An 11,984-nucleotide genomic window follows, 5' to 3' on the forward strand; every position below is an offset into this window, starting at 1 on the left:
TTCATTCTAAGCTTCGCGTTTTTGCCAAATTAATGGCTATAGTTCGATGCTTATCCTGTAAGTGCCCACACAGATTGCTTGGCTTGATATATTGTTAAAGAACGTTGCTTCATTCCGAAGCAGGGAAGCGAATTTTACGCTTCCGAGCGCTGAAGTCAAGTGCTTTTCGAAGGTTTTTGTAAGCTTCTTAAAGTGACTCCGCCGTTGCCACTTATTCGGTGACAACGGCGGCGCATTATAAAGATCATTGAACAACGATCAAGATCTTTTTTGAACTTTATTTTCAACTGCTCATAATTCCATCATTACGAGCAAAAAACAGTCCAAATTAACGTTGAGAAAGCTCCAACATCATTTTGTTTAGCTTACGCACATAGCTACCAGGATCTTTCAGAGAACCTCTTTCAGCTAATGTTGCTTGGTCAAGTAGCAGTTCCGCCCAAGAACCAAATCTAGATTCGTCTTGTTCTTCTGCTATTTTCTCAACCAATGGATGCGAAGGGTTAAGCTCGAAAATATACTTAGTTTCCGGCACACTTTGCCCCGCAGCTTCCATAAGCTTCGCCATTTGCGTGCTCATGTCGTTTTCATCCGTCACGATACACGCAGGAGAATCTGTTAAACGATGCGTTAAACGCACATTTTTAACTTTATCTCCTAAGGCTTCTTTGAATCTATCCACAACAGGTTTGAACTTCTCCTCTGTTGCTTCTTTCTCTTCTTTCGCTTCTTTATCGTCTAGATCACCAAGATCTAAGTCTCCGCGCGTCACTGACTGGAAAGATTTCTCTTTAAATTCGGTCAAGTGACTCATTAACCATTCATCAATACGATCTGAGAGCAATAGGACTTCTATTCCCTTTTTCTGGAAGATCTCTAATGCAGGGTTGTTACGTGCAGCTTCATAACTATCTGCAACGATATAATAGATCTTGTCCTGCCCTTCCTTCATACGCTCAATATATGCATCTAATGATACACGTTGCTCAGCAGTGTCTTCATGAGTCGACGCGAATCGTAATAATTCAGCGACCTTTTCTACATTTGAAGGATCGTCTGCCGGGCCTTCTTTTAAAACATTACCGAAGTTATCCCAGAACTCCCCATAGCCAGCTTCATCGTTACGAGCGAACTTACTCAGCATACTCAAAACTTTTTTGGTGCTCGCAGAACGCATTGCGCGGGTTACTTTATTGTCCTGCAATATTTCACGAGACACATTCAACGGTAGATCATTAGAGTCAATTAACCCGCGGACAAAGCGCAGGTATGTCGGCATAAACTGTTCAGCGTCGTCCATAATGAAAACGCGTTGAACGTATAGCTTAATACCCTTCTGGCTTTCACGATTCCATAAATCGAATGGCGCTCGCTTTGGAATATATAAAAGGCTGGTGTACTCGTGCTTACCCTCTACTTTGTTGTGGCTCCACAATAGAGGGTCGTCAAAGTCATGTGCGATCGACTTATAGAAGTCTTTATATTCTTCATCAGAGACATCTGACTTTTCACGTAACCAAAGTGCTTTACCGGCATTAACGGTTTCCCATTCACCTGGCTTCGCTTCAATTTTTTCACCGTCTGGGCCTTCGCGCTCTTCCTCTGGCTCTTTCCACATTTGTACCGGCATGCTTAAGTGATCAGAGTAAGTTTTGATAATACCTTTCAATTTCCACGCATCTAAGAACTCTTCAGAATCCTCACGAAGGTGCAAAATAATGTCAGTACCACGTTGAGGCTTGTTGACTTGAGACAGCGTATATTCGCCATCACCTTGAGATTGCCACTCAACGCCCTCACTTGGTTCGATACCTGCGCCTCGCGTTTGAACTGTTACTCGGTCAGCGACAATAAATGCTGAATAAAAACCCACACCAAACTGGCCGATTAATTGAGAATCCTTAGCTTGGTCGCCAGACAATTGACTGAAGAATTCTTTTGTTCCCGACTTCGCGATAGTCCCCAAATTATTCATAACTTCATCGCGAGTCATACCAATACCGTTGTCGCTGATGGTAATGGTTTTTGCGTCTGGGTTTACGCTTACTCGAACAAAAAGTTCAGCATTGTCTTCAAAAAGTGAATTGTTTTGCAAAGCTTTGAAACGCAACTTGTCCGCTGCGTCAGATGCATTTGAGATAAGCTCTCGTAGAAATATTTCCTTATTCGAGTAAAGCGAATGAATCATTAGATTCAAAAGCTGTTTTACTTCCGTTTGAAAACCGTGTTTTTCTACATTTTGCGTCTCAGCCATGGCTGACAATCTCCTGATCTAGGTTACCAATATGTTCTGGTAAAGATATGGGGACGCTGTCTGCTTTTTAAAGGGATTTCTTAGAAATTACTCAAACGCCTTACGGCCAGAAAACGCATGGCCTAACGTTCGATGGTCGACATATTCAAGTTCACCACCCACGGGGATGCCGTGAGCAATTCGAGTGGTAGGTATTTTATATTTTGTAGCCGACTCCGCAATGTAATGCGCTGTTGCGTCGCCTTCCGCTGTGGGATTGGTTGCCAAGATAACTTCTGTTACACCGCCTGCCGAGAAGCGCTGCTCTAAAACATCAAGACCAATGTCTCGTGGGCCAATTCCGTCTAATGGAGATAAATGTCCCATTAAAACAAAGTACTGGCCTTCGAAAGACTCTGTTTGTTCTACAGCTATAACATCTGCAGGAGATTCGACGATACACAGTGCGCCAGTTTCTTCACGCGTAGGGTTACTGCAAATATGGCATATCGTCGTTTCTGACAAAGTTCTGCACTTTTCACAACGCCCAACTCTTTCTAAAGCGTTGGTAATAGCTTGAGCCAATTTTTCCGCACCTTGTCTTTCGCGTTCCAATAATTGAAACACCATTCGTTGCGCACTTTTTTGACCTACGCCAGGTAGAACGCGCAGGGCTTGAATAAGTGACGCTATAGCTGGGGAAAATTGGCTCATCTTTAATTACCTTAAAACGGCATTTTAAATCCAGGAGGTAAGCCCATTCCTCCGGTAACACTCGCCATTTTTTCCTTTGAAGCTTCTTCTACGCGGCGAACAGCGTCATTTGTTGCTGCAGCAATAAGGTCTTCCAGCATTTCACGGTCATCGTCGTCGCCAAATACACTTGGGTCAATTTCAACGCGCTTAACATTATGGTTACCGTACATGGTTACTTTAACCATACCAGCACCTGCTTCACCGGTAACTTCCATGCTTGCTACTTCTTCTTGCATTTTTTGCATGCGCTCTTGCATTTGCTGCGCCTGCTTCATCATGTTACCCATTCCGCCTTTAAACATGCTTACTCTCTCTTTATTCAATGAACTAAATACATTTCTTAATGTGCGGTTATTCTATCAACCTCACACTCTAGGTTGAATACTTCCAGCTACAACTTGTGCGTCTAATTCAGACGCTATTTTTTGTACTTCACTGTGGTCGTTCAGTTTTTGCTCAGCTAGTCCTAGCTGAAAGCGATTAATTTCTTGTTGAATAATAAACGGTGTTCCCGACAAGCTCGCAAACCCTATATCCAAAGGCTCATCCATTATAAGCTTTGATAAAACTGAGCGAAGCTGCTCTTCCATATCGTCGCTAAATAGCGCTCGTTGGTTATCGTCTATAAGTAACCGATAGCCATTATCCAACTGCTCTAGCTTGGTATGTAACAAAATTTGCCGAGTAATACCGACGGTATTCAAACCGTCCACCGAAGCCGACCAAGGATCTATGTCCGCTGCTGATCTTATATTTGGAGTTAAATCCAAAGTTTCAGCTTGTTTCGTGATCTGAATAGGCTCTGACACCTGCTCGGTTTGCTCCGTAGCAGGTGCTTCCTTAATTTCCGGCTTTGGGGGGCTAGTAGACTCCGGCTTGTCTGAGCTAGAACGAATCGACTGCATTATGTCGCTTCTTGTAGCTAGCAAGTCATTCAGCTCGTCGTTTACTGGTGCGCCTTGTTGAGCATTGTGCTCATGCCTCTCTTCAGGCTCCGAAACTTGTTGTGTTGGCACGGAAGGCTCTGGTTCTGCCTCCACACTAACTTCAGCTTTAGGTTCTATTACTGGTGCTTCTGGTACAGACTCAGGAGTCGCTGGCGTTGCTACAGTAGGCGCTGCTTTCGGTTGCGGAGCAACTTCGGATCGAGACTGTTCAATACTTACCGAGCCATCTCCTAACCGAAAATTAAGCATCCGTAATACGGTCATCTCCACAGAAGAAAACGTGTCAGCCGAATAAGGCAGCTCTTTTCTACCTTCCAGTACTAATCGATACCAAACCTGCACTTGTTCTGCAGGGATGTTTTGCGCAAGCTCCTGTAAACCCTCTTTGGCTTCAGCAAGGCCTGAATCAACAAACTCTGGGGCGAGCTGGGCTAAAGCAATTTGATGCAATACATTTTGAAGTTCTGCCAACAAATCAGCGATATCCGTCATGCGGTTTGGTAGCTCTCGCAAGTAATTAAGCGCTTCTTTACCGTGACCACTAGCGACAAGTTTAAGTAGCTTAATGTTGTCGTTTGGGTTCAAAGACCCAAGCATCAACGCTACTACCTCTTCACTAACGGCTTGGTTTCCCTGTGCAATAGCTTGGTCAGTTAAACTTAAGGCATCCCGCATACTTCCGCGTGCAGCACGCGCAATAAGCTGCAATGCACTGTCGTCAAACTGTAAGTTTTCTGCGGAGAGGATCTTGTTTAGCTGCTGCGCTATTTCGTCTTTGGTTAATGCACGCAGCTGAAATTGCAAGCAGCGTGAAAGCACGGTAACAGGCAGCTTATCTGGGTCTGTGGTCGCCAGTAAGAAAATAGCATGCTCAGGAGGTTCTTCTAATGTTTTGAGAAGCGCATTGAAACTATGGCGAGAAAGCATGTGCACTTCATCTATCAAATATACTTTGTAGCGCCCTTGCGTAGGACGATACTGCACGTTTTCAAGAATTTCGCGTGTGTCTTCAACTTTAGTACGTGAAGCCGCATCTATTTCTAATAAGTCGACGAAGCGACCTTGGTCAATTTGCTGACAAATTTCACATTGACCGCATGGTGTCGCAGTAACGCCTTCAACACAATTTAAGCTTCGGGCAAGAATCCGCGCGATCGTGGTTTTACCTACACCACGTGTTCCAGAGAGTAAATATGCATGATGTAAGCGTTGGTGAGTCAGCGCATTAGTTAAGGCTTGTAAAACATGTTGTTGCCCAACAACTTCCGAGAAAGACTTCGGACGCCACTGTCTCGCTAACACCTGGTAACTCATGCAAACCTCTCTCGACGCATATTGAAGACGGAGTATAACTTAGAGGTTTCTATCCTACTTCAAGTCGTCGTACGCAACAATGGCGTAGCTCGAGATACCTTTGTTTGTGAGCGCTTTTCGTCCAGGAAGGTATAGAAGTTCAGCCAAGAATGCAGCTTCTACAATGGTTGCAGGTGTTTTCTTCAAGAGGTCTATGGCGGCCCCAATTGTTCCACCGGTTGCTAACATATCGTCCATCACAACTACGCGATCGCGTTTTGTTAGACCGTCTACATGGAGCTCCAATGCGTCTGTACCGTATTCAAGCTCGTAGTCTTCGCGGTGGCATTCACGAGGAAGTTTACCCGCCTTGCGAATCAAAGTTAGGCCAATACCTAAACGGTCTGCCAGAGCCGCAGCAAATATAAATCCACGCGCTTCTACCGCAACAATTTGGGTGAGGCCGTAATTTTCATAACGCTCGTGAAAAAGGTCGATGCTGTAACGAAGAGCCTTAGGATCTGCTAGTGCTGTCGTGATGTCTCTAAAAACCACCCCCTTTGTAGGGAAGTCCGCTACGTTAGTAATAGCGCGTTGAATATAATCACTTCTTAGGTCAGCACACACATAATGGGTCATTTAGGCAATATCTCGCTCTTCGTATTCGTCTAAAACATTTCCAAGTTCTTCGAAAGAAACTGGCTTCGGTAAAACTAAATTAACGCCGAGTTTTAATGCTTTTTGTTCGACATTTTGAAAATCGTCGGTGGTAAGCAGAACTATTGGCGTATCTTCATAAGTTGCATTGTCACGCAAGTTGCGTGCTAATGCAAAACCGTCCATGAGAGGCATTTTATGATCAGTAATTATCAGGGAGAACTCCTGATTCAACGCTTTATTGAGGCCGTCTAAGCCGTCAACAGCTGTAATGAATTGATAACCCGCCTGTGCTAAGAACAACGAGAGCTGCTCACGCGTTTTGGCATTATCTTCCACTAATAAAATTTGCTTACTCATCATGCGTCCATGTTTCGCTTTAACTCCGCCTTTATAGGCAAGTTAAGCTGCGCCAAAAAGTTGCACCAAACGAAGTACTGGTGTTAGTGAAGCAATACAAATAAAAGCAACTACAGCCATAGCTAAATGACGTTTACTCGCCGACTCTTTGAATTCAGTATTCTCTGACATTTGAACCTCAATTTCTTAAATATCAACAACTTGAGAAACGCTAGGAATATTGCACCTCTCAACCGCGGCGAATTTTACAGGAAAAGGAGAATATTTGAAAGTTACGGTTCAAATACAAAAAACCCGCACCGGATACCGGTACGGGTTTCTATTACAAAATAACGAGCTGTTACTTTACAAGTCTACGCCACGGTTACTTGCTGTTTGGCGAATAAATCCAATCCAGCTTTCCGCGTTACGACGTGTTGCTGAATAACGCGTAGCGTTCTCCATAGCATTCAATGCCTGACGATATTGACGGCTATAGAAGTGCGCTTCAGCCAATGACATGTAAATTCGGCCTGTCGTACTATCGTCTTCAGGGCCTAAATCTAATGCCGCTTGGAAAGAACGCGCCGCATTGCGGTATTCTTCAGCAAGTGCATAAGCATCGCCTTGCGCACGGTAGTAACCCACACGATCCTGAGTGTCTTCAGCAAGTTCAATTGCCTTGCTGTAGGTTTCAGCAGCTTGCTCAAATTCACGAGCTGTGTAGTAACTACGTGCTGCAGACGCCCAGTTAGACTGGCTCTCATCGATATCACCACTCTCAAGATGGCGAGTCATTACAGTCGCCGCATGATATGGGATACGAGCATTAGAGAACATCTGTACCAAATAACGGAAATCAGATGAACGCTCTAAATAGCCTGCGTCATAAGCAATAGCCAAAGTTTGTAGTGCTTTGTCGTTTTGCTCATTAAGTGCATAAAATGCACCTAATTGGCTCCACCAACGCGTCTCTGAAGGAATCGCGTTAATGCCGTCTTCAAGCACTCCAATTGCGTTTGGAATATCGTTTTGCTCGTAGTACGCACCAACCATTAACACATAAGGGTTACGGTTAGGTTCGGCATAATGCTCATTCGCTTTGCGAGCAAATGCTACTACAGAGTCAAAGTTTTTCAGCTCCATGTGCGCTGCGGCCATGCGGAATAAAATGTCCGCATCCCACTCGCCGGTAAACTGAAGATACGTTTGCATCGTTTGTAGCGAATCTTCATAACGCTCTTCTTGCAATTGCAAGTTACCTAGCAATTGCAATGAAGCGCTTTGGTCCGCAAAACTCAACATATCGTAACCCACAGCTTCCTGTAGCATCTCCAGTGCCTTTTCAGGCTGAGCTTGCTCTTCAGGAAGAGCCGCATACATCGTACCTAAGAAACGGTTTACATACGCTCTTTCGTAGTCTGTACGTGGTTCAACTTCCTCAAGAACAGTAATTGCTCCTGGAATGTCTTCAGCTTCATAAAGCTCGAATGCCTCAACTACAGCACGCGCCAAACGGTCACCCAAAGCATGCGTTCTGCGTGCTTCTTTAAAGGCTTCCACTTCTTCCTGAGTTGGAATAGTAAAACCAACATCAGTACCTTGCGCGTGCACTGGAAGGAAACTTGCGCCTAACAATGTAGCTGCTGCGAATAATGTTTTCATACGCATCATGAGTTAGGTTCCTTCTATGTTGAAGTCAAGTTGCACTGTCATGCCTTCTTGACGCTGCGGCGTGCCATTTACTACTTTCGGTGCATATCTCCACCGACGTAGAGCTTGACGAGCTGCTCGGTCAAATACTCGGCGTGGCTCTGCCTCAATAATCTCGATATCTTCAACACCACCGGTTTCGTTAATAGTGAAGCGCAAACGCACCCAACCATTAATACCGTCACGAGCTGCTGCTGGCGGATAACTTGGTTCTACTCGCACTAACGGCTGAGCGTCACCATCTCGCGTCATACCAGCACTCGGTCCAGATAACCCAGTGTCTGCACCACCAATATCGATTTCACCTACGTTAAGGTTAAAACCTACCGCATCGTCAGACTGCTGAGGTTCCTGTGGAGGACTCTCAGGCGGCTGCTCAGGCGGCTCTGGTGGTGGAGGCGGAGTACGATCTCGACTCGCGATATCTTGATCCGCCTGTGTTTGAACGATTTCGATCGTGGTCGGAGCTTCAGGCGGCTCATGCCGTGTCTCCCCGCCACTGATCAGGTATGCCATTAAGACAAACAGAGCGAAAGTGACAGCAGCGCCTAGTAATATCGATACTAATACGCGCACCATAATTAATCGTCCTCTGCTGCTATTGAAATTTGGGCAATACCCGCTTCTTTAATTTGGTCCATGACCTTCACAACTATGCCGTGACGCGCTTGGTCGTCAGCTTGAATAACTACCATGTCAGTAGGTTGTTCCGCTAACAAGCGCTCAAGGTTTGCTGCTACACGCTCCACGTCCACCTGACGACGGTCCATCCATACTTCGCCATTCTCACGAACCGCGATAAAGATGTTTGCCGAAGGCTTACTGGTAGCCTGTGAAGCTTCAGGACGATTTACGTCAATCCCTGCTTCTTTCACGAACGAAGTTGTTACGATGAAGAAGATCAACATGATGAATACGATGTCCAACATCGGAGTCATGTCTAGTGTTGCCTCTTCCTCTTCGCGTATACGTTTACGTGCCATAATTCTACTCTCTTAGTGATGAGGCATGCTGTCAATTAAGTTCGACTTCTCGCGGTTGATTCTTGAATCAAGTCGCTGAGCGAAGAACATTCCTGACAGTGCTGCCACCATTCCCGACATGGTCGGGATTGTCGCCATTGAAATACCGCCAGCCATAAGACGTGGGTTACCTGTACCCTGTACCGACATGATTTCAAATACAGTAATCATACCGGTTACGGTTCCCAAAAGTCCGATAAGCGGACAAATGGCAATCGTGGTCTTAAGTAGCAGCATTCGCGCTGATAAATTATCCGACGCTTTGGAAATCCATGCATCACGGATTCTATGTGCGTACCAAGAGGTGGTGTCATCCCGGTCATGCCATTTTTGGATGATCTGGTCTCGCTCGCGCGGGAACACACCCAAAAGGTACCAATAGCGCTCTATGAGGCAAATCCACATAATAAGGAGCGCTATCGCCACCAGGAATAAAACATTACCACCGGTGCCAATAAAATCCCTGACAGATTCCCATAGTCCTATCAGGTACAATTCCATGGCTTATTCCCCTTTAGCCGCTGTTGCGTTAGATTTTTCAGCGTGCTCTGCAACGATACCTGCAGCTTGCTCGTCAATTACATGAAGAATTGACTTCGCACGTGCAGCAACGATGCTGTGCACAATAATCAATGGCAATGCAGCAATTAGACCCAAGGCAGTTGTTACAAGTGCCATTGAGATATCACCAGCCATAATTCTTGGGTCACCAGTACCGAATAATGTGATTGATTGGAACGTACCAATCATACCGATTACCGTACCTAATAGACCCATCAACGGAGCGATTGCCGCAAGAATCTTAATCATGCTTACGCCTGATTCGATACGCGGTGTTTCACGTAGAATAGCTTCGTCGAGTTTCAATTCTAGGTTTTCAACGTCAGCTGAACGGTTGTCGTGATAAACCTTCAAGATACGACCTAGCGGGTTGTTATCTGAAGGGTTCTCAGTGTTCTTCAACTGTGAACGAATCTTACCGCCTACCGCTGTTAGTGTAACAAGCTTGTAGATTGCGATAAGGAAACCAAGTGCTAGCAATACAGTGATTGCGTAACCTACGGTGTCACCATTGTGGTAGTGCTCCATAAGTGTCGCTTTCTGAGTAAGCAAGCTCAAGATTTGGCCACGAGACGGGTCAAGGAATACACCAGCTGAACCAGACTCTAGCTCTTCGAAGTTAGATACCGCTGACAATACGTGACCTGCAGGTTGACGAGCGATTGGCTGCATCTGGCCTGTAGAGTCGTTGTAAGTTAGGTATTCACCGTCTGAAATAAGGTTGAAAGAACCAAGGCGGATAACGTCACGAGTCTCTGTACCACCTTCAAGCAACGACACTTCACCTTGGAAGCGAGAAACGTTACCAGACTCAGTCATTTCAGTAAGAAGCGCTAACCATAGCTCTTCTAGCTCAGAAATGTTTGGTAGCTCACGAGCTTCAGCAAGTGACTCAAGTACTTGGTGACGATCAGGGTACTGTGCACTTACGATTGAAGTTGAGATACGACCGATAGTGTCAGAAGCTGCACCACGGATAACACCGAAGATTTCACCCAAAGTACCGATCATGTTGTCTAGTTCGGTTTCTTTGTTGCCGATGTTAATTTCGTTTTGTGCGTATTCTTCTTGCAAACGCTGAGAACGAGCTTCTTCGTTTGCTAGCTGTTGCTGAGCTTCGCGAAGTAGAGCTTGTTTGTCTGCACGGTCCTGACGGAACGCACGCTCACGCGCCTGGTCGATTTGACGGTTTTCTTGACGGCTCTGTTGAACCTGTTCAAGTAACTGTTCCAAAGTTTGCGCTTCTTGAGCAGAAGCTGTAACCGAAGCTCCAGCTGCAATTGTGAAAACTGCTGCGGCGCTTACTAATGTTTTCATTAATTGTTTCATTCTGCATTCTCCGCGGCAAATACTGGAAGACGTACGATATCGAACGCAGTTTGACGACGTGACATTTTAATCGCTTCATTTAGCGGGCTAAGGAAGCTGTCGTCAGCTTCAATCCAGTCACGAGCAGAGTTGTCCCACAACCATGCTTGTTTACCGTCAAGTGTTTGCGCCATCATGACAACACGACCCATGTGGAAAAAGTCTACTGCAATTTCCTGGCCGTCGATGTTCAAGTTGCCACTGTATGAATTAGGACCGATGCCGTAATCCATTTCAATTTGATACGCTTCAACAATTAAGCGGAATTTCTCAGATTCAGTTACATCTGAACGTGTCATTACGTCACGTAGACGCTGAACACGTGCTGTACGCGAGTCGCTGTGAATTGGAATATCCAATTGTACGAATTCATCTAGAGCGTCAATCATTTTGTACATCAAAGGAACAACACCTTGACGTGTTTCTTCGATACCATCAATTTGACGCTGCAAAGATGCTAGCGTTGCGTTCTGATCATCTACAAGCGTTTGTACGTGATCGTTGTACACTTTCAACGCTTCGTATTCCGCTACTACTGCACGGTAGTCCGCCAGTAAGTCACGGCTTTGATCGAACAGCGAATCAATACGCTCTTGCGATGCTGCTTGATTACGATGTGTCTGAGACTGTTCAGACTGTAGCTGTTGCAGGTCTTGTGCAGATGCTGTTGCCAGTCCGCTTCCTGCAAGCGCCATCACACCAACCATGGCAGCGGCGATTTTGCTTCGTTTGATAACTGTGGTCATAGTTCCCAACCAATTTGACTTAACTTTACTTACAACGTTATCCAACTCGAAAAAATGAAGTTTGGCTAACCGTGTAAGCTCCAGTTGTGTGAGTGATGAAAAAAGTTATTAACACCAAAATACGCCATTCTTAAAAAATGGCATTGCCAGAATACTCCCACGAAGTGCGCAAGCATGTCAACCAGACAGTTAGGCTTAAAATGTCACCCATATGTAAAGCATAGTAGCGCTCACAAAAAGATCATAAAAATGACATAAAAACGTCTAAATTTCGGTCAACATGCACAAAAAAAAGCCGGCCCTCAAAGAGGACCGGCTTACTTTCTTTCCTTTACAAATTTTCTAAAAC

General features: G+C 45.3%; 13 protein-coding genes. All 13 read right to left on the reverse strand.

The genetic code is table 11. The annotated features are described in order from the left end of the window. Positions 1-328: 328 nt before the first annotated feature. Complete coding sequence (gene htpG, locus DQX04_RS05295; RefSeq protein WP_111914869.1) at positions 329-2,254, reverse strand: molecular chaperone HtpG; 1,926 nt, start codon at positions 2,252-2,254, stop codon at positions 329-331. A gap of 87 nt (positions 2,255-2,341) precedes the next feature. Beyond that, positions 2,342-2,947, reverse strand: a complete 606-nt coding sequence (gene recR / locus DQX04_RS05300) for a recombination mediator RecR (RefSeq protein WP_111914870.1) — start codon at positions 2,945-2,947, stop codon at positions 2,342-2,344. Between the two features lie 11 nt (positions 2,948-2,958). Continuing rightward, positions 2,959-3,291 (reverse strand): YbaB/EbfC family nucleoid-associated protein, encoded by a 333-nt coding sequence (locus DQX04_RS05305; RefSeq protein WP_111914871.1) that lies wholly within the window; start codon positions 3,289-3,291, stop codon positions 2,959-2,961. Between the two features lie 63 nt (positions 3,292-3,354). Then, the gene (dnaX, locus tag DQX04_RS05310) at positions 3,355-5,250 is read right to left on the reverse strand and encodes a DNA polymerase III subunit gamma/tau (RefSeq protein WP_111914872.1); all 1,896 of its coding nucleotides are present in this window, start codon (positions 5,248-5,250) and stop codon (positions 3,355-3,357) included. Between the two features lie 54 nt (positions 5,251-5,304). Next, complete coding sequence (locus tag DQX04_RS05315; RefSeq protein WP_111914873.1) at positions 5,305-5,868, reverse strand: adenine phosphoribosyltransferase; 564 nt, start codon at positions 5,866-5,868, stop codon at positions 5,305-5,307. After that, positions 5,869-6,246, reverse strand: coding sequence for a response regulator (locus DQX04_RS05320; RefSeq protein ID WP_165831947.1), 378 nt, complete (start codon positions 6,244-6,246; stop codon positions 5,869-5,871). It lies immediately after the preceding gene. 42 nt (positions 6,247-6,288) lie between these two features. Beyond that, the gene (locus DQX04_RS12555; protein ID WP_256371950.1) at positions 6,289-6,417 is read right to left on the reverse strand and encodes a hypothetical protein; all 129 of its coding nucleotides are present in this window, start codon (positions 6,415-6,417) and stop codon (positions 6,289-6,291) included. A gap of 174 nt (positions 6,418-6,591) precedes the next feature. Beyond that, positions 6,592-7,899, reverse strand: a complete 1,308-nt coding sequence (locus tag DQX04_RS05325) for a tetratricopeptide repeat protein (protein WP_111914875.1) — start codon at positions 7,897-7,899, stop codon at positions 6,592-6,594. Positions 7,900-7,902: 3 nt separating this feature from the next. Beyond that, positions 7,903-8,517 (reverse strand): TonB family protein, encoded by a 615-nt coding sequence (locus DQX04_RS05330; RefSeq protein WP_111914876.1) that lies wholly within the window; start codon positions 8,515-8,517, stop codon positions 7,903-7,905. A gap of 2 nt (positions 8,518-8,519) precedes the next feature. After that, on the reverse strand, positions 8,520-8,921 hold the full coding sequence (locus tag DQX04_RS05335; protein ID WP_111914877.1) for a biopolymer transporter ExbD: 402 nt from the start codon (positions 8,919-8,921) through the stop codon (positions 8,520-8,522). 12 nt (positions 8,922-8,933) lie between these two features. Further along, positions 8,934-9,461, reverse strand: coding sequence for a MotA/TolQ/ExbB proton channel family protein (locus DQX04_RS05340; protein WP_111914878.1), 528 nt, complete (start codon positions 9,459-9,461; stop codon positions 8,934-8,936). 3 nt (positions 9,462-9,464) lie between these two features. Continuing rightward, positions 9,465-10,850 (reverse strand): MotA/TolQ/ExbB proton channel family protein, encoded by a 1,386-nt coding sequence (locus DQX04_RS05345; RefSeq protein ID WP_111914879.1) that lies wholly within the window; start codon positions 10,848-10,850, stop codon positions 9,465-9,467. Continuing rightward, entirely contained in the window at positions 10,847-11,635 is a 789-nt protein-coding gene (locus DQX04_RS05350) for a DUF3450 domain-containing protein (protein ID WP_111914880.1), read from the reverse strand. Before DQX04_RS05350 ends, DQX04_RS05345 begins: the two co-directional genes overlap by 4 nt. Positions 11,636-11,984: the final 349 nt, after the last annotated feature.

The organism is Aliidiomarina sp. B3213, from assembly GCF_003290085.1.
Classification (GTDB): domain Bacteria; phylum Pseudomonadota; class Gammaproteobacteria; order Enterobacterales; family Alteromonadaceae; genus Aliidiomarina.